The organism is Pandoraea oxalativorans (assembly GCF_000972785.3).
GTDB classification, from domain to species: Bacteria; Pseudomonadota; Gammaproteobacteria; order Burkholderiales; family Burkholderiaceae; genus Pandoraea; species Pandoraea oxalativorans.
Map to the genome: position 1 here is coordinate 5,574,587 of NZ_CP011253.3, position 22,557 is coordinate 5,597,143.

The 22,557-nt window shown below is 63.2% G+C and carries 14 protein-coding genes, 3 pseudogenes and 1 other annotated feature; of the genes and pseudogenes, 11 read left to right on the forward strand and 6 right to left on the reverse strand.

Annotation, left to right across the window (positions count from 1 at the left end; all coding sequences use genetic code 11):
- Positions 1-323 precede the first annotated feature (323 nt).
- The gene (locus MB84_RS31745) at positions 324-1,022 is read left to right on the forward strand and encodes an MFS transporter (RefSeq protein ID WP_425415922.1); all 699 of its coding nucleotides are present in this window, start codon (positions 324-326) and stop codon (positions 1,020-1,022) included.
- Here the strand turns inward: MB84_RS31745 and MB84_RS24640 are convergent.
- Positions 925-1,908, reverse strand: coding sequence for an IS110 family transposase (locus MB84_RS24640; RefSeq protein WP_046289961.1), 984 nt, complete (start codon positions 1,906-1,908; stop codon positions 925-927). The two genes, MB84_RS31745 and MB84_RS24640, sit on opposite strands and share 98 nt — an antisense overlap.
- Before the next feature lie 238 nt (positions 1,909-2,146).
- On the opposite strand from MB84_RS24640, the pseudogene MB84_RS29225 reads away from it, so the two are divergent.
- The 4 genes and pseudogenes from MB84_RS29225 to MB84_RS31750 form a co-directional block, all read left to right on the forward strand.
- A pseudogene (locus MB84_RS29225) lies at positions 2,147-3,066 on the forward strand (IS3 family transposase); the annotation flags it as partial.
- Positions 2,428-2,544 (forward strand) — a sequence feature (AL1L pseudoknot). (Overlaps the previous pseudogene by 117 nt.)
- 289 nt (positions 3,067-3,355) lie before the next feature.
- Entirely contained in the window at positions 3,356-4,441 is a 1,086-nt protein-coding gene (locus MB84_RS24655) for an IS110 family RNA-guided transposase (protein WP_046289963.1), read from the forward strand.
- A 16-nt stretch (positions 4,442-4,457) separates the two neighbouring features.
- Positions 4,458-4,775: pseudogene (locus MB84_RS29230) on the forward strand (integrase core domain-containing protein); the annotation flags it as partial.
- 78 nt (positions 4,776-4,853) lie between these two features.
- Positions 4,854-5,360, forward strand: a complete 507-nt coding sequence (locus MB84_RS31750) for an MFS transporter (protein WP_425415923.1) — start codon at positions 4,854-4,856, stop codon at positions 5,358-5,360.
- Between the two features lie 154 nt (positions 5,361-5,514).
- Here the strand turns inward: MB84_RS31750 and MB84_RS24665 are convergent, their stop codons facing one another.
- A complete protein-coding gene (locus MB84_RS24665) occupies positions 5,515-9,132 on the reverse strand; it encodes an indolepyruvate ferredoxin oxidoreductase family protein (protein WP_157122841.1) in 3,618 nt (1,205 codons plus the stop codon).
- A gap of 228 nt (positions 9,133-9,360) precedes the next feature.
- Here MB84_RS24665 and MB84_RS24670 point away from each other — a divergent pair, with 228 nt between their 5' ends.
- The 3 genes and pseudogenes from MB84_RS24670 to MB84_RS24680 all read left to right on the forward strand — a co-directional run.
- Complete coding sequence (locus tag MB84_RS24670) at positions 9,361-9,822, forward strand: Lrp/AsnC family transcriptional regulator (protein ID WP_039394177.1); 462 nt, start codon at positions 9,361-9,363, stop codon at positions 9,820-9,822.
- Between the two features lie 336 nt (positions 9,823-10,158).
- On the forward strand, positions 10,159-12,582 hold the full coding sequence (locus tag MB84_RS24675) for a TonB-dependent hemoglobin/transferrin/lactoferrin family receptor (protein WP_084010094.1): 2,424 nt from the start codon (positions 10,159-10,161) through the stop codon (positions 12,580-12,582).
- Between the two features lie 121 nt (positions 12,583-12,703).
- Positions 12,704-13,762 (forward strand): annotated as a pseudogene (locus MB84_RS24680) (hemin-degrading factor); the annotation flags it as partial.
- Positions 13,763-13,816: 54 nt separating this feature from the next.
- On the opposite strand, the gene MB84_RS29235 reads toward MB84_RS24680, so the two are convergent.
- On the reverse strand, positions 13,817-14,800 hold the full coding sequence (locus MB84_RS29235; protein ID WP_046290016.1) for an IS110 family transposase: 984 nt from the start codon (positions 14,798-14,800) through the stop codon (positions 13,817-13,819).
- A 289-nt stretch (positions 14,801-15,089) separates the two neighbouring features.
- On the opposite strand from MB84_RS29235, the gene MB84_RS24685 reads away from it, so the two are divergent.
- The 3 genes from MB84_RS24685 to MB84_RS24700 all read left to right on the forward strand — a co-directional run bounded on the left by MB84_RS24685 (position 15,090) and on the right by MB84_RS24700 (position 18,234).
- Complete coding sequence (locus tag MB84_RS24685; RefSeq protein ID WP_046293234.1) at positions 15,090-16,001, forward strand: heme/hemin ABC transporter substrate-binding protein; 912 nt, start codon at positions 15,090-15,092, stop codon at positions 15,999-16,001.
- Positions 16,002-16,116: 115 nt separating this feature from the next.
- Positions 16,117-17,307, forward strand: a complete 1,191-nt coding sequence (locus MB84_RS24695) for a FecCD family ABC transporter permease (protein ID WP_084009970.1) — start codon at positions 16,117-16,119, stop codon at positions 17,305-17,307.
- A gap of 84 nt (positions 17,308-17,391) precedes the next feature.
- Positions 17,392-18,234, forward strand: a complete 843-nt coding sequence (locus tag MB84_RS24700; protein WP_046290239.1) for a heme ABC transporter ATP-binding protein — start codon at positions 17,392-17,394, stop codon at positions 18,232-18,234.
- Positions 18,235-18,309: 75 nt separating this feature from the next.
- Here MB84_RS24700 and MB84_RS24705 read toward each other — a convergent pair whose 3' ends face one another.
- The 3 genes from MB84_RS24705 to MB84_RS24715 all read right to left on the reverse strand — a co-directional run bounded on the left by MB84_RS24705 (position 18,310) and on the right by MB84_RS24715 (position 22,547).
- Entirely contained in the window at positions 18,310-19,281 is a 972-nt protein-coding gene (locus tag MB84_RS24705) for a delta(1)-pyrroline-2-carboxylate reductase family protein (protein WP_084009971.1), read from the reverse strand.
- A 207-nt stretch (positions 19,282-19,488) separates the two neighbouring features.
- Positions 19,489-21,831, reverse strand: a complete 2,343-nt coding sequence (gene pbpC, locus MB84_RS24710; protein ID WP_425415879.1) for a penicillin-binding protein 1C — start codon at positions 21,829-21,831, stop codon at positions 19,489-19,491.
- The gene (locus MB84_RS24715) at positions 21,828-22,547 is read right to left on the reverse strand and encodes a lysoplasmalogenase (RefSeq protein WP_046290242.1); all 720 of its coding nucleotides are present in this window, start codon (positions 22,545-22,547) and stop codon (positions 21,828-21,830) included. Before MB84_RS24715 ends, pbpC begins: the two co-directional genes overlap by 4 nt.
- Positions 22,548-22,557 lie beyond the last annotated feature (10 nt).

Consider the following 22,557-nt stretch of genomic DNA (forward strand, 5'->3'; position numbering starts at 1 on the left):
AAGTTCGAACCGCGTTTCACTGCACGACGCAGGTGGCGCCAATACGCCGATCATTACGTGGCACCATTACGGCGATCCTCGACTGGCGCCTTTACGCCGATCCTGCGCTGGCGCCTATGCGCCGATCATCAATTGGCTCCTATACGGCGATCCGTGACAGGGTTAGACGGCTTCGTCATCGGAGGAAGCCTTTACATGCGTAAGCAGGGTGCAACATTGACACCTCGAGATCAGCCTTGAAACATACCTTTCGCGCACAAAGCTATTCGCGTCTGCTGGCGTCCCGCGCGGTTGGAGCTTCGATCCTATGGATAGACTTCACATTGATTTTCGAGAGTCTCGCATTTCGCTGGGATGCCGACGCTGTAGTCATTGGACTAGCCATGACGTTTTACGGAGTTCCTGGCGTTCTCGCTGGCCCATGGATCGGTGCCTTCGTTGACCGTCGTTGTCCCTGGGTCATGCTTCGTTGGAGCTACGTCATTCGCGCGGTCGCCGCGATAGCCCTTTTGCTCGCACCTACACTTCAGCTATTCCTGATTTGTGTGGCAATGAAAGGACTGGCCAATTTGATTCCTGGCCCAGCCGAGCAGCAATTGTTTCGCCGCCTGCTTTCCAATGACGCGCTTGCCGGAAACACAAGCAAAGTTACCTTGATCGACCAGATGGCCAAGCTCGTCGCGCCACTCATCGCCGCGATGCTAGCGGCATGGCATTTGCCAGGATTCGCAGTGTCTGCCGCACTTGGACTTGCGGGTGTCGTTCTACTTCCTGGACGCGAAGTGTCCACGAAGCACGTCAGAGCCAACGTCCACAGACGTCCTGTATGGGCAGTGTTCCATGCCGTACTGCGGGACCACCCCCTACTACGACGTGTATTCACCGTGAACCGCCCCGGATTTTGTGGAGATACCGTCTTGCCCGTCAAGCGATTGCGACGTAGTTCGCCCGATAAGGCTGTCGTGTCTTCAGAACGCCGAAACACAGATGCACAAGCTTACGCATTGCAGCGCCGAGTATAGACATGGTGGATTTGCCACGCGCTGCCAAGCGTTCACACAATGCCTTGATGTGGGGGTTATAGCGTTTAGCGACGACGGCCGCCATGTAGAGAGTTGCCCGTACCTTGGGCGGCCCGGCCTTCGATAAACGTGAAGGGCCCTGGATCGACGATCCCGACTGCCTCTGCACCGGCACCAGGCCGAGATACGCCGCAAGTTGTTCTGCAGAATCGAAGTGGCGCGCGTGCATGATGGCAAGCAGCGTGCGGCCTACCTGAGGGCCAACTGCCGGGATACTTTGCAGCAGCATCAAGTTTGCTTTAAGGCCCGGATGGGCAGCAATGTGATCATCGATCTCGCGTTGCAGGCTGGCTAAATGGCGCTCCAAAAACTCGATCGTCTCGAGAATCGAATGCAGGACTAGCGCCGTTGGAGCCGTGATTTCCGCTTTCTCATGCCGGTTGCGCTCACGCTGAAGATCTTGTGCAAGCGCTTCACGGCGCGCCATCAGTGCTTGAAGTATGCGAGCCTCGGGCGCTGGAGGACTCCAGCGCATTGGCTGTGCGTGCATCGCAAAGCGCGCTAACACGTGGCTGTCTACCATGTCGTTCTTCGTGCGCACGCCCATTCCCGTCGCAAAAGCACGCACCTGCGCAGGATTAACGACAGACACGGAGAGCCCGGCATCGTGCAGGCCACACGCGGCCATCTCGTGATAGACGCCGGTACCTTCGAGCGCGACATGTACGTGGCTCGGCTCGGTGTGTCTCTTGCCCAACCAGCCCAACAGATCGGTTAGGCCGGCGCGGCTATTGGCAACAACCTTCGTACTATGCTTGCCGTTTGTCATGTCCAGCAGGCAGCAATCCAGCTTGGCTTTGGCAACATCAATACCGAGGTAGAACATCAATTTGATCCTTAATCGAGGAATCAATACCAACTCACCCACTTGCCTTGTACATACAGGGTCCACGCCCTTGGCTACCGTTCAGTGTCTGTGCTGGTGAGGGCGAGGCGAAGGGCATTATCTCCACAGCAAGGTCCAAGCCTTCAGGCTCCAAACATGCTCACTTCACCTCATGTGACGGTAGCTAACCATCACGAAGACGAAGATACAAGGCTCCAACTCTTGAGAGAATGGAGCCATGAACAAGAGATCGAGCAAGTTTTCCCCGGAAGTCCGGGAGCGCGCAGTGCGCCTGGTGCGCGAGCAGCGTAGCGAGCATCCGTCGCTGTGGGCGGCGGTCGAGTCGATTGCGCCGATGATCGGCTGCACGCCGCAAACGCTGAACGATTGGGTCAAGCGCGACGAGATCGATAACGGCGAACGTGCCGGCCTGAGCGCGAGCGAGCGTGATCGCCTGAAGGCGCTGGAGCGCGAGAACAAGGAATTGCGCAAGACCAACGAGATTCTCAAACTGGCCAGCGCGTTTTTCGCCCAGGCGGAGCTCGACCGCCGTATCAAGTCCTGAAAGCCTTCATCGATCAGCATCGCGACACCTTCGGGGTCGAGTCGATCTGCAAGGTTTTGCGGATTGCCCCGTCGGGTTACTGGCGCCATGCTGCCCAGCTTCGCGATCCATCCAAGCGCTGCGCCCGAGTCAAGCGTGACGACGTGCTGTGCCCGGAAATCCAGCGTGTCTGGCACGCCAACATGCGGGTCTACGGCGCAGACAAGGTCTGGAGGCAGATGAACCGGGAGCAAATTCGGGTGGCCCGCTGCACGGTCGAGCGACTGATGCAGCGGCTGGGATTGCAAGGCGCGGTGCGCGGCAAACGGGTTCGCACAACGATTCCCGATGTCTCGGCACCTCGCCCGCTGGACCGGGTCAATCGCCAATTCAAAGCCGACCGGCCGAATCAGCTCTGGGTTTCCGATTTCACCTACGTTTCGACGTGGCAGGGCTGGCTGTACGTGGCGTTCGTCATCGACGTGTTTGCACGACGCATCGTTGGCTGGCGGGTGAGTCGTACCATGCGCACCGACTTCGTACTCGATGCGCTTGAACAAGCGCTGTATGCCCGCCAACCGGGCGACGACGGGACGCTGATCCATCACTCCGACAGTAAGAATACGGGTATCAGATGTTTCCGGGCTTCTCGCGGCTTTCAATGAGGGCTGTCCGGCGACTTTTGGTGCCGTAAAGCGTTCCGGGCGACCTGACCCACATTCCGATCGACGTAGTGTCTTTCCCCTGACCTGTCGATCGTCCGGAACCGCCGAGCGGCGAGGTTTCGCCTCGTCGATACGTGTGACTCAAGAAGGGCCTGACGCTCTGTCGCTTTACTGTCTTGTCCAGGTACTCGATGCCGGTGAAATCGCCTCAATCTCATCGGCAACCGGAGCAAGGCTCATGAAAGAAGAACCGGCTATTTCTGGATATCGCAACGTTGTGGGCGGCGTGGATACCCATAAGGACGTGCATGTTGCAGCTGTCGTTGACGAACACGATCGTCTGCTCGGCAGTGAATGCTTCCCTACCACGCGGCATGGCTACAAACAGATGCTGCTCTGGATGCGCTCATTCGGAGAGCTTGCCCGGGTTGGCGTCGAATGCACCGGCTCCTACGGAGCGGGCTTGCTTCGCTACCTTCAACTGGCCCACGTAACGGTGCTTGAGGTCACGGCACCCGACAGGAGCGACCGGCGCAAACGCGGCAAGGACGACACGCTGGACGCTTGCAACGCGGCGCATGCTGCCTTTGCTGGTGTGCGTACAGTCACGCCCAAGACACGCGACGGCATGATTGAATCGCTGCGCGTTCTGAAAGTCTGCCGGAAGACCGCCATCTCCGCGAGGCGCGTTGCATTGCAACTAATTCACAGTACCATCATCAGCGCGCCTGACGAGTTACGCGAATCGCTGCGCAAGATGACACGGATGCAGCTTATTCGAACATTGGCCGCGTGGCGTCCCGATCTGTCTGACTATCGGAGCCTGATCTCTGCCAACCGGATTGCATTAAAATCACTGGGGCGTCGGTATCTCGAGTTGCACGACGAGATCGCCGACCTCGATGTCATGATCGCGGCTCTGGTCGATGAACTCGCCCCCGATCTGGTCTCCCGGTATTCAATTGGCTATGAGTCCGCTTCGCAACTGCTACTGACCGCTGGCGACAACAGCGACCGGCTTCAGTCAGAGGCCAGCTTCGCCGCCCTCTGTGGAGTGAGTCCCGTCCCGGCGTCTTCTGGCAAGGTGACACGACATCGACTGAATCGCGGTGGAGATCGCGCGGCCAACAGCGCCCTGCACATTATCGCCATCGGTCGATTGCGAACCGACGATCGCACAAAAGCCTATGTCGCCAAACGCGTCAGCGAGGGCCACTCAAAGCTTGAAGCGATTCGATGCCTCAAGCGCTATATCGCACGAGAGGTCTTCTACGCCATCCGGCAACGTTACCGCCAGATCGCGCAGACCCAATTTACCTCTTGACCTTTAGAAGGGCGTCAGGGGATCGCAATATGTTTCCATTCGGTACACCGAGCGACTTGCCCAAGCGGGCATTGAGCCATCGGTCGGCAGCCGCGGCGACAGCTATGACAACGCCCTGGCGGAAACGATCAACGGTCTATACAAAACGGAACTGATTCACCGGCGAGCGCCTTGGAAAACGAAGGAATCCGTCGAGCTCGCCACCCTGGAATGGGTAGCCTGGTACAACCATCATCGGCTGATGGAACCGCTGGGCTATATCCCGCCAGCCGAGGCTGAGGCAAACTACTACAGGCAACTCAGAAATACTGCTGAAGCGCCTGCGTTAACTTAAACCAACCGGCCTCCTCGAAAGCCGGGGCGATTCACCGTTACGCTTTGCCAAGCATTCGTTTTGGGCTTTTACGACGCATTGTTAGCCCTGTTTCTCAAGGCAAGAGGCTATCCCGACGGCACTTTTGGCAGCATCGTTGGATGTACCGCAGCGGGTGCCATCATTGGCTCGTTAGCCTTCAAAAGCGCAATCAAAAGATGTTCTCCGACCACTCTGCTAACTGTGTCATCGATACTCTTCGGCTTAACTGTATTGACGCCCGCAGCAATGGTGTTCGCACAAACCGAAGTGCCCGTCTTCGCAATGCTCTCATTGTGGATAGGCAACGGATTCGGGTACGGACTGGGGGTCATGTTGGTGATGCTCATGTTCCAACAATATTGTCCGCGCGAAGTATTAGGAACAGTCACGTCCACGGGCAGAAGCCTCCAATTGCTTCTGATGATCATCGCGCCTCTGCTCGGGGGCGCTCTATCAAACGTGACCAGCATTGAGTTTGTTTTCTTGTGCTCAGGCATGACCGCCATCGGTCTTGGGATATTTACCCGAATGGTCCCGATCTCACGCACTCCATCGGCCCACTAAGCCCTCGTCCATACAGCCGTCGGGTGTCACTGGAGTAAGCGGCGCGACCAACAAAAAACGACGGTGGGACAGCGACTCGTATCGCTTGCTCCACCGCCGTTTTTCTCTCGAAGCAAATCATTCCTGCTGCGAACAGCGAAAATGATTCCGGTACTTACCGCGACGTCACCACCGGAATGCCCTTGAGCGACTTGCCGCTGCTGCGGGCGTGCGCGAGGGCCTGCTCGACAGCGTCGCCGGTGGCAGGCGTCACGCCCAGACGACCGGCAATCGTCGCTTCCACACGCTTGGCCATCGCCAGATTCCCCAGCTTTACGTGTCCGTAGCCACGAATCTTCGCCGGGGCTTCGGCCAGCGCAATCGCGTCGGCCAGCGTGTCCGCCGAGAGAACGGCCAGCACGCGCTCAATCGTCGTGCGGTAGTCGGCGATCAGCTGGCGCTCCATGCGACGCTCCAGCGTGTAACCGAAGACGTCGAGCGCACCGCCACGCAGACCGCGCAGCTTCGCCATCCCGCGCAACACCGGCCACAGCCACGGTCCGATCGTCACCTTCTTCGGCACACCGCCGTCCTTGCCACGAGCGATGAGCGGCGGCGCCATGTGGAATTCCAGACGGAAGTCGCTGCCCGGCTTGCCTTCGAACGTCTCACCCAACGCATCGGTGAATGTCGTGGCAGCGTACAGACGCGCCACTTCGTACTCGTCCTTGTAAGCCATCAGACGCGAGAGCTGCTGAGCCACCGCACGCGAGAGACGTCCCGGCGCACCGGTCACACGCGTTTCCGCATCGGCCACCTGCTTCACGAACGCCGTGAATTGCGAGGCGTAGGCCGCGCTCTGATACTGCGTCAGCAAGTCCACACGATGCGCGACGAGCGCGTCGAACGTCATGTCGTCGGCGACTGGCGCATGCATCGGTGCGTGCGTCGCCTTGGCGGTCGTTTCCGTCAGCGCAGCCGGGTCGCCCGCCGCCAGACGGCCGATTGCCAGCGCCAGATGGTTCATCGGCACGGCCACGTTGTTCAGTTCGATGGCGCGTTGCAGTGCCTGCAGCGAGACCGGCACCAGACCCAGTTGCCACGCATAGCCGAGCATGATGATGTTCGAGCCCATCGTGTCGCCGAGGAAGCGCTGCGCGAGCGCTTGCGCGTCGCAGGCGTCGAGCTTGTCGTTGCCCGCCGCGTGACGCATCTTCTCCAGCAGCGCCCCCGCGTGCAGTTTCGCATCCGGGTTCTGCACGAAGGTCGCATTCGGAATCGCATGCGTGTTGACCACCACACGCGTGCGGTCGCGGCGCACCGTCTGCAACGCGTCGGCACTCGCCCCCACCACCATGTCGCACGCGAGCAGCACGTCGGCCTGCTGCGTGTCGATACGCACCTGATTGAGCGCTTGCGGCGTGTTCGCGAATCGCACGAACGACAGCACGGCACCGCCCTTCTGCGCAAAGCCCATGAAGTCGAGCACCGACGCGCTCTTGCCTTCCAGATGCGCGGCCATCGTGATCAGCGCACCGATCGTCACCACGCCCGTGCCACCCACGCCCGTGACCATGATGTCGAACGGCGCATCGCCTGCGAGCGCCACCGGCTGCGGCAACGCGTTCAGACGTCCCTCGAACGCGGCCTGATCGAATGCGGCAGCCAGCGCCTTCTTCAACTGCGCGCCCTTGACCGACACGAAGCTCGGGCAGAAGCCGTTCACGCAGGAGAAGTCTTTGTTGCACGACGACTGGTCGATGCGACGCTTGCGTCCCATCGCCGTTTCCACCGGTTCGACCGACAGACAGTTCGACGCCACACCGCAATCGCCGCAGCCTTCGCAAACCGCTTCGTTGATGAACAGACGTCGATCCGGATTCGGGAACTCGTTTTTCTTGCGACGGCGACGCTTTTCGGCGGCACACGTCTGGTCGTAGATCAACACGGTCGCGCCGGGAATCTCGCGCAATTCGCGCTGCACGGCGTCGAGTTCGCTGCGGTGATGGAACGTCGTGCCCTTCGGGAATTGCCCTTCGTGACCGATGTACTTCTCCGGCTCGTCGCTCACCACGACCAGCTTGGCGATGCCCTCGGCTTCCACCTGACGCGCGATCTGCGGCACGGAAATGGAGCCGTCGACAGGCTGTCCGCCCGTCATCGCCACCGCATCGTTGTAGAGGATCTTGTAGGTGATGTTCGCCTTCGACGCGACCGCCTGACGAATCGCCAGCAGCCCCGAGTGGAAGTACGTGCCGTCGCCCAGATTCTGGAAGACATGCGCGCGCTTCGTGAAGTGCGAATGCGCCGCCCAGTCCACGCCCTCGCCGCCCATCTGGATCAGCCCGGTCGTGTCGCGATCCATCCACGACGCCATGAAGTGACAACCGATGCCCGCCTGCGCGATGGACCCCTCGGGGACCTTCGTCGACGTGTTGTGCGGGCAGCCCGAACAGAAATACGGTACGCGGCGCACGCCGTCGGCCGCATTCGACAGAATGTCGTGCGCGACGAGATCGACCACGCGCTCACGACGGTCCAGCGTCGGACGATGCTTCGCCAGCCATTCGGCAAACACCGGCAGCACGCGCGACGGACGCAACTCGCCCAGCGCGGAGAGCAACGTACGGCCTTCGGCATCGGTCTTGCCAAGCACGACGGGACGCGTGCCCGTGGTGCGGTTGTACAGGTACTGCTTGATCTGCTGCTCGACGACCGGGCCCTTCTCCTCGATGACGAGGATTTCCTTCAGCCCGGCGACGAAGGTGTCCAGACGCGACATGTCCAGCGGGAACGACAGCCCCACCTTGTAGATGCGCACACCGGCGGCCGCGAGGTCGTCGACGGTGATGTCCAGACGGCGCAGCGTCTCCATCAGGTCCAGATGCGCCTTGCCGCACGTCACGATGCCGATGTCGGCGTCGGGTGCCGGGGCAATCCACTTGTCGATGCTGTTCACGCGCGAGAAGGCGCGCACGGCGTCGAGCTTGTCCGCCAGACGCGCTTCGAGCGCCAGACTCGGCAGATCGGGCCAGCGATTGTGCAGACCGCCCGCCGGTGCCACGTAGTCGAGCGGCTCGGCCCAGTCGGTGCGGATCTTGTCGAGATCGACGGTGCCGCGCGACTCGACCGTCTCGGAGATGGCCTTGAGGCCTGCCCACGCACCGGAGAAACGCGACAGCGCGTAGCCATACAGACCGAACTCGACCAGTTCGCCGATATCGGCCGGATTGAGCACCGGCATGCTCCACGACATCATCGTGAAGTCGCTCTGGTGCGGCATCGACGACGACACGCAACCGTGATCGTCACCCGCCACCACGAGCACGCCGCCATGGCGCGATGCGCCGTATGCGTTGCCGTGCTTGAGCGCATCGCCCGCGCGGTCCACGCCGGGGCCCTTGCCGTACCACATGCCGAACACGCCTTCGACGGTGCGCTCGGGGTCCGCTTCCACGCGCTGCGTGCCCATCACGGCCGTGCCGCCCAGTTCCTCGTTGATCGCCGGCAGGAACTTGACGCTCGCCGCGTCGAGCAACTTCTTCGCCTTCCACAGTTGCTGGTCGACGCCGCCCAGGGGCGAGCCACGATAGCCGCTGATGAAGCCCGCCGTGTTCAGGCCGCGTGCCGCATCCAACTGGTGTTGCATCAGCAGGATGCGCACCAGCGCCTGCGTACCGGTCAGGAAAATCTGACCGCTACGCGCGGTGAGCGCATCGGAGAGCTGGTAATCGGGATGGGCCAGGGGGTTGGCGGTGGGCGACGCAAGGGCGGCGCGCATGGGGGCATTCATCGGGTATCTCCTGATCCCCGCGTCCGGCGGGCAACGTCATCGGTGTATCGACGTGCCAGCGGTGCTTCGGGGGCATTTGTTCTGTTCGTTTCGACGGCGTTGCGCATGGCGCGTGAACGCGTCGGTTATGGAAGCAGTGTATGGGGAGGCCCGAGAAAGATTTTTACTATTTCACTCCTTTCGGCGCACAATAAGAAACGTTCATTTCGCAAAAGGCGATTTCGAGAAATGGAATTACTCGACAACTTTGCGCGGCAGATCCTGCGTCTGCTGCAGATCGACTCGCGCCGTTCGGCGCAGGAACTGTCTGAAAACGTCGGCCTGTCGGCCACGCCGTGCTGGCGCCGCATCAAGGACATGGAGCAAAGCGGCGTGATCCAGCGCTACACGGTGCTACTCGACCGGGAAAAGCTCGGCCTGCATGTGTGCGCCCTCGCCCACGTGCAACTCACGCGTCACACGGAAGGCGGCACGGAGCAGTTCGAACGCGAGATCCGCACCTGTCCAGAAGTCACCGAGTGCTACAGCACCACCGGTGAGGCGGATTACATCCTCAAGATCGTGGCGCCGGACATCAAGGCGTACGACGCCTTCCTGCACGAACACATCTTCCGTCTTCCTGCGGTTTCCAACGTTAAGACCAGCGTTGTACTGCGTGAAATCAAGTTCGATACGAGTTTGCCCATCTGACGTCGGGTGATTTTCGCGGCTTCTGTGAGACTTCCCATACGCTGACATTGCGCAACATTCCCTCTTGACGGACCGGAGGATCTTCGCTAAAAATGCAAATGATTCTCATTTAAGTCTTTTCAAGTCCTTATCCAAGCTCTTCGTCTCAAGGCCGAACATTGCGGCCGGGTGGCGTGAGATTTTTTCGCCAGCCGCGCCTGCCAGCGTGTAGTGAAGCGTCGAGAGACGCCGCTCACACGCCGATTGCCACGAGCGCTCGCCAGCCAGCAACGGGGTTTTTTGCACTGGGAGCCAGCAGTGAAGCAGTCGTCGAGCGGCGGGGGCCGCGCCTTTGTCATGTCCATGCGCCGGGAATACGGCGCCAACGGTTCGACCAGCGCCCTGCGTGGCGCACGAGCCGAAGCCTCGCGACGCCCACCGGCGTCCGAGTCACGCCGGCGTCTGCATCCGCTCGCAGGCGCGGTGCTTGCCGCGTTCTGGCTGCCTGCCGCTTTCGCGCAAAAGGCTCCGGCCGACGGTTCGGCGCAGCCCGCCAACCCCGTCCAGTCCACCCAGACGATTCAGCTCGCGCAGGCATCGCCGTCGCGTAACGCACCGATTCAGCTTGCCGAAGCCAATCTGCGAGAGGTGAACGTAACGGCAACGCGCACACCCACGGCCAGCGAACGTACGCCAGCCTCGATCTCGGTCATCACCGATCAGGACATCGAGGAACAGCAGGCGCAGGACATTAAGGAAGCGCTGCGCTACGAGCCCGGTGTTACCGTGCGTCGCGCACCGTACCGTCCGGCCTCTGCTGCTGCCGGTGGCGGTCGCGATGGGAACTCCAGCATCAACATCCGCGGTCTCGAAGGCAATCGCGTTGCGCTGTTCGAAGACGGTATCCGCATGCCTTCCTCGTACTCGTTCGGTCCGCTCGAAGCCGGCCGTGGCGACTACATGGGCATGGACCTGCTGCGTCGCATCGAAATCCTGCGCGGTCCGGCCTCATCGCTGTATGGCAGCGACGGCCTGACCGGTGTCGTCAACTTCCTCACCAAGGATCCGCAAGACCTGCTCGACGTGTTCGGCAAGTCCACCTACTTCTCGCTGCGTCCGTACTACAACTCGATGGACCGTAGCTTCGGCACGACCGCGCAGGCCGCGTGGGGTGGCGAGCAGTGGCAAGGCATGTTGATCGTGGACGGCAACAAGGGCCACGAACTCGACGGCAAGGGCACTAACAACTCCGCGAGTACCGCGCGCACGACGGCGAACCCGCAGGACACCAACGGCGACTCGATCCTCGGCAAGCTCGTCTTCAAGGCCACGCCTTTCTCGACGTTCAAGCTCACCGCCGAGAACGTGCGCCGTCGCACCGATTCGGACGTGCTGTCCGCCGTCAACCCGCCCACGACGCTCGGCCTGCACACGAGCGACCGTCTGGAGCGCAACCGCGTCAGCCTCGATTACGACTTCAACGACGCCTCACAGGCCTACATCCAGAACGCACACGCGCTGCTGTACTTCCAGGACGCGAAGAACAGCCAGTACTCGTACGAAAAACGCACGGCCGGCGACCGTACGCGCGACAACACGTACAAGGAACGCACCGTGGGCGGCTCGTTGCAAGCCGAGAGCAACTTCACCACCGGTGCGCTCGCGCACAAGCTGGTGTACGGCACCGACGCGAGCCTGGCCTACATCACCAGCTACCGTAACGGCACCGTGCCGGGCGTGGGGGAGTCGTTCCCGAACAAGGCCTTCCCGGACACGAACTACACGCTCTTCGGCGCGTTCCTTCAGGACGAAATCCGTTACGGCGCGCTGACCGTCACGCCGGGTATCCGTTACGACGCTTACTGGCTGTCGCCCAAGCAGAACGACCCGCTGTACGTCTCGCAAACGGCATCGGGCGCACGCGTGCAGCCCACGTCGTCGAACGACTCCGCCTTCTCGCCGCGCATCGCGGTGATGTACGAGATCGCGCCGTCGCTGATTCCGTACGTGCAATACGCGCGCGGCTTCCGCACGCCGACGCCCGATCAGGTCAACAACGGCTTCTCGAATCCGATCTTCGGCTACATGTCGATCGCGAATCCGAACCTCAAGCCTGAGACGAGCGACACCATCGAGCTGGGTCTGCGCGGCCGTCTGGCCACCACACTCGGGCCCGTGACGTACAGCACCGCCGTGTTCGCGGGCAAGTACCGCAACTTCATCTCGCAGCAGAACATCAGCGGCTCGGGCCGCCCGAACGATCCGCTCATCTACCAGTACGTCAACTTCAGCCGCGCCAACATTCAGGGCTGGGAAGGCCGCGCGACGTGGGCGCTCAAGGGCGGCATTACGTTGCGCACCGCCATGGCGTACACGCACGGCACGACGGAAGACAACGGCGCCGCGAGCCAGCCGCTCAACACCATCAACCCGTTCTCGATGGTTCTGGGTGTGCGCTACGAGCCGAACAGCACGTGGTTCGCGCAGGCCGACCTGATGTTCCAGGCCGCCAAGTCGCAAAGCCTGATCGCGAAGACCTGCACGGCCGGCACGCAGCAGAACCAGAACTGCTGGGCACCGCCGACCTCCATCGTGTTCGACTTGTCCGGTGGCTATCACATCAACAAGCACGCAACGGTGTACGCCGGGATCTACAACGTGTTCGACCGCAAGTACTGGAACTGGTCGGACGTTCGCAACCTCGCCGGCAACTCCAACGTCAAGGACGCCTATTCGGCACCGGGCCGCAGCGTGGCTGTGAGCCTGAAGCTTCAGTACTGATCCTGCGAAGACAGGTCGCCAGAACCGCGTCGGCGCGAGCAGCTCAACGTCTGAGCTTCGCCGCGCCGGCGCATGCCAGCCATCCGCTATCGCCAGCAAACACGCTATTCAAGGAACTGCCATGATGAACGCTCAAAACGCCCCTTCCACCGCCCGCCCGGCATTCCCCGCGCTCGCCGACGTCACCCGTCTGCGCAGCGAATTCCAACGAGTGAAGACGGAACAGAACCTGCGTGATCGCGACGCTGCCGCCGCGCTCGGTGTGTCCGAAGGGGAGACGGTCGCGGCATTCGTCGGCGAGCACGTCGTGCGCCTGCGTCCGGAATTCGTCGAGATCGTTGAAGCGCTGCCTGCGCTCGGACGCGTCATGGCGCTCACGCGCAATAACGCCGCCGTCCACGAGAAAGACGGTCAGTACGAAAAGCTCTCGCATCAGGGCACCATCGGTCTGGGGCTGGGCAAGGACCTCGATCTGCGCATTTTCTATCACCAGTGGGCCTACGGTTACGCCGTCGAAACACCGACGGAAAACGGCCCGCGCCGCTCGCTGCAATTCTTCGACAAGACCGGCACCGCCGTGCACAAGATGTTCCTGCGCGATCACAGCGACGTCGCCGCCTTTGAAGCGCTCGTCGCCCGTTTCCGCGCCGACGATCAAACGCCGGGGCAGCACGTGGTCGCTGCCGACGCCCCGGAGGCCGAGACCCCCGACGCCGACATCGACGTCGACGCCTTCCAGCGCGACTGGCTTGCGATGACCGACACGCATCAGTTCTTCGACATGCTCAAGCGTCACGGTGTGTCGCGCGCGCAGGCCTTGCGTCTCGCGCCCGCCGGTCACGCACAGCGCGTGTCGGCCACCGCCGTCCGTACGCTGCTCGAAGACGCCGCCGGTACCGATTTGCCGATCATGGTGTTCGTCGGCAATGGGGGCATGATCCAGATCCACACCGGTCCGGTGAAGAACATTCGCATGATGGGTCCGTGGGTCAACATCCTCGATCCGGGCTTCAATCTGCATCTGCGCGAAGACCTCGTCGACACCGCGTGGATCGTGCGCAAGCCGACGGCGGACGGCATCGTCTCGTCGCTCGAACTGCTCGACGCCTCGGGCATGGTGATCGCCATGTTCTTCGGCGAGCGCAAGCCGGGTCAGGCCGAACGCGAAGACTGGCGCGCGACGCTGGTGCGCGTGGAGGGTTCGCAAGGGGTTGTGGAGATACCGTCTTGCCCGTCAAGCGATTGCGACGTAGTTCGCCCGATAAGGCTGTCGTGTCTTCAGAACGCCGAAACACAGATGCACAAGCTTACGCATTGCAGCGCCGAGTATAGACATGGTGGATTTGCCACGCGCTGCCAAGCGTTCACACAATGCCTTGATGTGGGGGTTATAGCGTTTAGCGACGACGGCCGCCATGTAGAGAGTTGCCCGTACCTTGGGCGGCCCGGCCTTCGATAAACGTGAAGGGCCCTGGATCGACGATCCCGACTGCCTCTGCACCGGCACCAGGCCGAGATACGCCGCAAGTTGTTCTGCAGAATCGAAGTGGCGCGCGTGCATGATGGCAAGCAGCGTGCGGCCTACCTGAGGGCCAACTGCCGGGATACTTTGCAGCAGCATCAAGTTTGCTTTAAGGCCCGGATGGGCAGCAATGTGATCATCGATCTCGCGTTGCAGGCTGGCTAAATGGCGCTCCAAAAACTCGATCGTCTCGAGAATCGAATGCAGGACTAGCGCCGTTGGAGCCGTGATTTCCGCTTTCTCATGCCGGTTGCGCTCACGCTGAAGATCTTGTGCAAGCGCTTCACGGCGCGCCATCAGTGCTTGAAGTATGCGAGCCTCGGGCGCTGGAGGACTCCAGCGCATTGGCTGTGCGTGCATCGCAAAGCGCGCTAACACGTGGCTGTCTACCATGTCGTTCTTCGTGCGCACGCCCATTCCCGTCGCAAAAGCACGCACCTGCGCAGGATTAACGACAGACACGGAGAGCCCGGCATCGTGCAGGCCACACGCGGCCATCTCGTGATAGACGCCGGTACCTTCGAGCGCGACATGTACGTGGCTCGGCTCGGTGTGTCTCTTGCCCAACCAGCCCAACAGATCGGTTAGGCCGGCGCGGCTATTGGCAACAACCTTCGTACTACGCTTGCCGTTTGTCATGTCCAGCAGGCAGCAATCCAGCTTGGCTTTGGCAACATCAATACCGAGGTAGAACATCAATTTGATCCTTAATCGAGGAATCAATACCAACTCACCCACTTGCCTTGTACATACAGGGTCCACGCCCTTGGCTACCGTTCAGTGTCTGTGCTGGTGAGGGCGAGGCGAAGGGCATTATCTCCACAGCAAGGTCCAAGCCTTCAGGCTCCAAACATGCTCACTTCACCTCATGTGACGGTAGCTAACCATCACGAAGACGAAGATACAAGGCTTCAGCGTGAACAAGCCCGACGAGAACAATCCGGTAGACGCACCCCGGGCACACGAGGCACACGGGGCGTCCCGCATCACGCGTCGCGCCCTGCTCGGCGGTGGCGCGACGCTCGCCGCTGGCGCATGGCTAGGCGCGCTGCTCCCGCATGCGCTCGTAGGCGCGGCGCATGCGGCAACGGATGCGCCCGTCGCCAAGGACGGACCGAAGCGCGTGATCGTCGCCGGTGGCGCGCTGACGGAAATCGTCTACGCACTCGGTGCGCAGAACCGCGTGATCGCCAACGACCTGACGAGCCTGTATCCGGAAGCGGCGACCCGGCTGCCCAAGATCGGCTACCTGCGCTCGCTCTCGGCCGAGGGTGTGCTCTCGCTGCACCCCGATCTGTTGCTTGCGGGCGCGGAAGCCGGGCCGCCCAACGTGCTGTCGCAGATTGCGGCCGCCGGCGTGACCGTGCAGCACTTCAAGCACGGTTATACGGCCGAGCTGGTACGCGACAACATTCGCGGCGTCGCGAACGCGATGAAGCTGAACGACGAAGGCGTGCGCGTGGCAGGCCGCTTCATGTCCGACTGGATTCAGGCGCGTGGCAAGGTCGAAGAGATGTACGGCATTCAAAAGCGTCCGCGCGTGCTGTTCATCCTCGGCCATACGGGCAATCAGGTCATGGTCGCGGGGCAAGACACCGCCGCCGATGCGATGCTGGCTTATGCCGGTGCCGAGAACGCGCTGCGCGGGTTCAATGGCTACCGTCCGCTGACTGCGGAAGCGGCCGTCGCAGCGCAACCCGACGTGCTACTTACGACCACGACGGGCCCCTCGCCCGCCGACCCGGCCACCACATTGCTCGCGCAGCCGGGACTCGCCAACACACCGGCGGGTCGCGCCAGACGCGTCGTCAGTTTCGACGCGCTTTATCTGCTCGGCTTCGGCCCGCGCCTGCCACAGGCGGTCGCCGAGCTTGCCAGACGCGTGCATACCACCTGAGGGCCTTTACGTGAGCGTGGCGTGACGTTGCGACCGACTTCGTGCCGTCACCCCAATGCCCCTCCTCCGGCCCCAACCCCCGTCATTCGCCAGCCACTCGCCAGTCATCGTTGCCATGTCAGCTGCTCCTCCGATTCCGAAGCCCATTTCGTCGAGTTCGTCGAGTTCGTCGAGTTCGTCCAGCACGCCCAGCCGCAGCGGGACCGCGACGTCCGATGCCTCGACCGCCCGTCACGATGTGCCACGCCACACCGGTGCTGCACGTCGGCGTCCGCCGCGCTGGATCGTCATGACGGTACTCGTCGGCCTGCTCGCCGCAGCCGTGCTGGCCGCGTTGTGTGGCGGCGCCTATCGCATCGCGCCCGTCGACGCTATCACCGCCCTGTTCCGTGGGGCGACGGGCGACTTTGCGCAGGATCAGGCGTGCAACGTGATGCTGCAGATCCGTTTGCCGCGCATCGTGCTGGGGGTGCTGGTCGGCGCAGGGTTCGGTGCGGCCGGTGCCGCGTTGCAAGCGCTCTTTCGCAATCCGCTGGCCGATCCGGGGCTGATCGGTGTGGCAAGCGGTGCGGCGCTCGGCGCGGCCAGCGTGATCGTGCTCGGTACGGTATTGCTACCTGCCGCGCTCGCGGCGTCGCTCGGCTTGTGGATGCTGCCGCTCGCGGCGTTCGTGGGTGCGCTGGGGGTCACGGCGCTCGTCTATCGTCTGGCCGCCGGACGCGGCCGCCTCGCCCTGCCGTTGCTCCTGCTCGCGGGTATCGCGATCAATGCCGTCTCGGGGGCCGCCATCGGCTTGCTGACGTATCTCGCTAACGACACGCAATTGCGCACGCTCACCTTCTGGACGCTGGGCAGTCTGGGCGGCGCGCAATGGTCGATGCTCGCCGTGATCGTGTGGCCGGTCGCGCTGGGCATCGTCGCCCTCGCCTCGCAGTGCCGCTCGCTCAATGCGTTGCTGCTCGGGGAAGCGGAGGCGCTGCACCTCGGCGTGGCGGTGCAATCGGTCAAGCGACGCGTGATGGTGGCGTGTGCGTTGTGCGTGGGCGCGTTGGTGGCGTCGAGCGGCATGATCGGTTTCATCGGACTGATCGCGCCGCATATCGTGCGCCTGGTCGTCGGCCCCGACCCGCGCGCCGTGCTGCCTGCGGCAGCCCTCTTCGGCGCGATTCTGACGCTGCTTGCCGACCTCGTGGCCCGCACGTGGGTTGCGCCTGCGGAACTGCCGCTGGGCATTCTGACGGCGCTGCTCGGCGCCCCCTTCTTCCTCATGCTGCTGTGGCGACGCCGCGGGCAGTTCGGTCTGTGACGGGCGCTTGCGCCCACCAGACGACCACCGCCGCGACCACGACCTCTGCCGACCGACAACACCGGCCAACATCAGGACATCGCCATGCTCAGTGCCTACGACCTCACCATTGCCCACTCGGATTCGCCCGTGCTCGACGGCCTTTCGCTCGAGATCCGTCCCGGCGAGTTGCTTGTGTTGCTTGGCCGGAACGGCGCGGGCAAAAGCACGCTGCTCAAAGCGCTGGCGGGGGAGCCGTTGCCGCCGCGCACGCATATGAGCGGCGCGATCACGCTCAACGGTGCGCCGCTCTCGCAATACTCGACGGCGGCGCTGGCGCGTCTGCGCGCCGTGCTACCGCAAACGGCGCAGTTGTCCTTTCCGTTCAGTGCGCTGGAGATCGTGACGATGGGACGCCTGCCGTTTCCGAAGGCGAGCCGTAGCGACACGGAGATTGCCGCACTCGCCCTCGATCAGGCGGGTGCGCTGTCGCTGATTCATCGCGACGTAATGACGCTCTCAGGCGGGGAATGGGCACGCGTGCAGTTCGCGCGGGTGCTCGCGCAGTTGTGGCCGGACGGGCCGGGTGAGAGCGCGTCCGCCGCGTCGGTGCCGCGCTACCTGTTGCTCGACGAGCCGACGGCGGCGCTCGACCTCGCCCATCAGCATCATCTGCTGTCGCTCACGCGCACGCTGGGGAAGTCGTGGGGATTCGGTGCGATGGCCATCGTGCACGACGTGAACCTCGCGGCGCGTCACGCCGACCGTATGGCGTTGCTGGCGGACGGGCGCATTCTCGCCACCGGCACGCCACACGAAGTCATGCGAGCCGATCTGATCGAAACGACGCTGGGCCTGCCGGTACATGTGATTACGCCGGAGGCGGCAGCGCGATACCCGTTGCCGACGGGGGCATCCGCAGGTGTGCCGTTTGCGTTGCCCGCTTAGTGGCGCGCTTAATAGCCTGCTTGATAGCCTGCTAATGGCCTGCTTGATCGCCCGCTTTATGGCCCGCCGATTTGCTTAAGCGGCGGGCACACCATCCTTCGCAAGATTCGCGCGTGCGCACAGCACCGCAGCGAGATCCCACAGCGCGTAACCCACGCTCTTGAAGAGTACCGGCCCGCTTGATCGGAAACGGTCGGGCGTGATGATGGCGTCCATCAGGGGCGCGGCGCGTCCCCAGTCGATGGCGGCGTGCAGCAGATCGCCCGCCTCGTGCTTCACTTCCCACGTATCGACCACCAGCGTGCCGCGCACGGCGGCGTCGCGGCATAGCTGCGGCGGCAACTCGCGCATGTCCGGGCGGAATGCGCCCACGCCCGCCACGAAAATGTCGTCGCGCCAGCGCGTCACGTCGCTGTCGGGCAACACCGGTTCGTTGCTGGTCGTCGCCGTGATCACGATGCTCACGGTATTGAGTACAGGCTCGATCGCATCCACCACGGTCGCTTCCACACCCAGTGTTGCGGCGTGATCGGCCAGCGCGTGGGCGCGCTCCGGACTGCGCGAGAAGATCATGAAATGACGCGTGCCCATGCCCGCCGCGAAGGCCTCCAGATGCGCCTTCGCCTGCACACCCGCACCGACGATCAGCACCGGCCCCTTCGGACGCGGTGCAAACTTTCTCGCGGCAAAGAGCGTGACGGCAGCGGTCCGCCGCCCGGTGACGGTCGGTCCGTCGAGCAGCATCTGACGCTCGCCCGTGTGCGGGTCGAACACCATCACCTCGCCGATAATCGACGGTTTGCCCGCACGGCAATTCTCGGGATGCACGGTGATGTGCTTGGTCATCGCGACCTCCCGATTGACGGCTGGCATCACGAGCAGCACGCCGGTGCGGCGGCCGCGTTCGGGTTCGGTCAGGGGAAAGTGCAGACGCTCCGGGGCGCGGGCGGTGCCCGAGCGCATCTCCATGAGCATGGCCTCGATGCCATCGGCCAATTGAGGATAAGGCAACAACTGCGCGGTTTGATGCGCATCCAGCGTGATCATCGATTGTCTCCGCTTCGGGGCGTACGCCATCGGGCGGCGGAGTTTGCACTCGTCGTCCTCACATCGCGTCACGCTTTGCCAAGTCTGATTTCAGTGTAGCGCGCATCGCGTGAACGCGTCTGCCTCATCAAAATTTAATCGTGACATTTCGTGTCGACGCAACGCGTCGGACCGTCGCGATGGCGAAGCTTCATCGCGCACATGCGCTCAGCGGCTCGCATTGCGCATGCGTTTGCCGTCGTTGACGGTCGCACCGCGTACCTCGAAGCGAACGCTGTCGCGCACCGTTCCGCTTGCATCGACCAGCTCAAGCGTGTGACGCCCCGGCCACGGCAGCCACCCCACGCGCGAGGTGCCCGAAAGCGGCTTTCCGTCGAGTCGCCACGCCGCGCCTTTAGGCCACGCAGCAGGCACCTGAAACCACAGTCGCTGGTTGGCGGGCGGGATATCGGGGTCGAGTGCGACGATGGTGCCGTCCGTCGGTCCGGCAATGCGCCAGAGCGGGCCGCTCGGGGCCTTCGTGGCGAGTGCCGACAAGGCCATCGTGCTTTGCGACGTGCCGGGCAAAAACCACTCCTCGCGTGCGGGTTCGACGTGCTCCGCATACTGCACTGCGACATGCTCCAAGCCGGGTGGCGGCACAGGCGGCAGGCTTGCGGTTCGACGATGCAGATAGTCCATCACGCGATGCCAGATCGGGGCGGCGCCGGAGACACCGGAGACGTCCCACATCGGCGCGCCGTCCGCATTGCCGACCCAGACACCCACGGTATAGCGACGCGAATACCCGACCGCCCAGTTGTCGCGCATGTCCTTGCTGGTGCCCGTCTTCACGGCGGTCCAGTAGCGTGTCGAGAGCGGACTGTCGAGACCGAACGTGCGCGTTCTCGCCTGTCGATCCGCGATCATGTCGGACGCAATGAAGCTCACTTGCGGCGAGAAGACCGCGGTGCCTTGCGCCGTATGCGTGCGGTTGTCGTCACGAACCTTCTTGCCCGCCGGTTTATCGTCCGTTCGTACTCGCGACGTCGATGCGACACGCTCCGGCATGCGCTCGCGAATGTCACTCGCCGTACCGCCGTTCGCCAGCGCGCGATACGCGTTCGTGAGCGAGAGCAACGTCACGTCGGCGCTGCCGAGCGCCAGGCTGAAGCCGTAGTAATCACCACTTTGCGTGAGCGGCAAACCCAGCGAGACGAGCGTCTGCGCAAACCGGCGCGGTGTGACCATCACGAGCGTGCGAACGGCGGGCACGTTGAGCGACGAGCCGAGCGCGGTGCGCGCACTGACCCATCCCTTGAAGTGACGATCGTAGTTCTGCGGAATGTACAGACCGCCGCCCGTGGGCAGATCGATGGGCGAATCGTCGAGCAGCGACGCCGCCGTCAGGCGCTGCTCGGCAATCGCCTGCGCGTAGAGAAACGGCTTGAGCGTGGAGCCTGCCTGACGCAGCGACGTCACGCCATCCACCTGCGCCGCCGACGACAGCGGGCCTGACGATCCGACCCAGGCAAGGATGTCGCCGCTCGCGTTGTCGATCACGACAATCGCGCCGTCCTGCACGTTGCGCGCACGTCCCGGCGTGCTCAACTCACGCAGCGTCTGCCCTAGCGTATTCACCGCCATGCGCTGCAGATTCGCGTCCAGCGTGCTGGTGATGCGCGTGCCCGCTGGCGGACGGCTTTCGCTGAACACGCGACGCGCGAAATGCGGTGCAAGACTCACGGCGTCGCGCGTCGTCATCACGCTCGCGGGACGCGAAAACACTAGCTGCGTATAACCGTCCAACCCGCTGCAATCGGCCCCTTGTCCCATGTCCTTCAGAATGCCGCAGGCGCGCTGGGAGACGCGCGCGGCAGGCGCATTGGGGGCACGCAGCAACGCGACGGCGATCGCCGCCTCACGCGCGTCGAGGCCGATCGGAAGCTTGCCGAACAGCGTTTGCGAGACGGCCGAGATGCCAACGAGTTCGCCGCGAAAGGGCACGAGATTCAGATACGCTTCGAGAATCTGATCCTTGCGCCAGCGCTGCTCCAGCCAGAGCGCCGTCGCTGCCTGCCCGATCTTCTGCGTCACCGAGCGATTGCGCGCATTGGGGCGCAGATCGTCGTCGAGCAAGCCCGCCAGCTGCATCGTGAGTGTGGATGCGCCACGCGTACGCGAATGCCAGAGATTGCCCCACGCGGCGGCGGCAACGCCCCGCCAGTCGACCCCGCTGTGCTCGTAGAAGCGCTTGTCTTCCGAGACGATCAGCGCCTCACGGAATGCAGGCGACACATCAGCCAGCGTCACCCAGTCGCCGCGTTGCGCCTGCATGTCGGCGCGCAGGCGCTGCAACGGCTCGCCGCGACGATCCAGCAGAATCCAGTCGGACGCACGCCAATCCTGACGCACCTCGTCGAACGAAGGCACCGCGTGTGCGACGACCGGCGCCTGAAGCAACCCGAGCGCCAATGCGAGACTCAGCACGACGCGACGCCCAACGCCTCCACGACGGACACCATGACGGCCGCCACGACGGCCATCAGGCACTGCGCACATTGGTTTCATCCTTTCTCATTCGACGGCGACGGCGCCTGCCCGGGCGTGCGGATCGCCATGATGCCCGCCACGAGCAGCAACTGCGCGAGCGCATACAGAATCCAGATCGCGTACTCCTGCACGGGCACCGAGCCGACAAAGCGGGTGGTACCGATAAGCGCATCCGATACGGTGAAGAGCAGCGCACCGACCGGCGCCCATTCGCCCCGGACGTCGGCCAGCAGCGCCGCCGAGGCCATCATGGCGAGCACGACGACGTAGCACGCGACCGGCGCCTTTAACGCCCCCATGCCCGGCCAGTAGAGGGCGTACAGAAGCGCCTCCGCAAGCCACACCAGAACGATGGCGACGCGATGCCAGCGCGGCACCTGTGCCCACGGACGACGCACGCGCCAGAACAGCATGAAGTACGCGAGGTGGGCCACCAGAAACGCCCCCAGTCCGAACACGAAGCCCTGAGCGAGCGTCGGGAGCGCGAGCAGCACGTCGCCCGCCCCGGAGAAGATGAGCGCCGCACAGAGCCAGACCCGCTCGCCCGGCGCCCGGTGATACAGCGCGGCAAACAACAGCAGCGCACACAGGAACACCTTGGCGATGGCCTGATCCGCATACGGCGCGCCCCGCAACGAGACGGCATAAGCGACCCCAGCCACAACCGCGAGCCACCAGAAGCGGCGGGCCTCGCGCGGCAGCGCCGACGCAGGCGCAAAGCTGTTCGACGTCATTGCAATCGGT

Coding starts and splice junctions, on each gene's coding strand:
- MB84_RS24640 (WP_046289961.1), bottom strand. CDS start 1,908: ATGTTCTACCTCGGTATTGATGTTGCCAAAGCCAAGCTGGATTGCTGC.
- MB84_RS24655 (WP_046289963.1), top strand. CDS start 3,356: ATGAAAGAAGAACCGGCTATTTCTGGATATCGCAACGTTGTGGGCGGC.
- MB84_RS24665 (WP_157122841.1), bottom strand. CDS start 9,132: ATGAATGCCCCCATGCGCGCCGCCCTTGCGTCGCCCACCGCCAACCCC.
- MB84_RS24670 (WP_039394177.1), top strand. CDS start 9,361: ATGGAATTACTCGACAACTTTGCGCGGCAGATCCTGCGTCTGCTGCAG.
- MB84_RS24675 (WP_084010094.1), top strand. CDS start 10,159: ATGTCCATGCGCCGGGAATACGGCGCCAACGGTTCGACCAGCGCCCTG.
- MB84_RS29235 (WP_046290016.1), bottom strand. CDS start 14,800: ATGTTCTACCTCGGTATTGATGTTGCCAAAGCCAAGCTGGATTGCTGC.
- MB84_RS24695 (WP_084009970.1), top strand. CDS start 16,117: ATGTCAGCTGCTCCTCCGATTCCGAAGCCCATTTCGTCGAGTTCGTCG.
- MB84_RS24700 (WP_046290239.1), top strand. CDS start 17,392: ATGCTCAGTGCCTACGACCTCACCATTGCCCACTCGGATTCGCCCGTG.
- MB84_RS24705 (WP_084009971.1), bottom strand. CDS start 19,281: ATGATCACGCTGGATGCGCATCAAACCGCGCAGTTGTTGCCTTATCCT.
- pbpC (WP_425415879.1), bottom strand. CDS start 21,831: ATGAAACCAATGTGCGCAGTGCCTGATGGCCGTCGTGGCGGCCGTCAT.
- MB84_RS24715 (WP_046290242.1), bottom strand. CDS start 22,547: ATGACGTCGAACAGCTTTGCGCCTGCGTCGGCGCTGCCGCGCGAGGCC.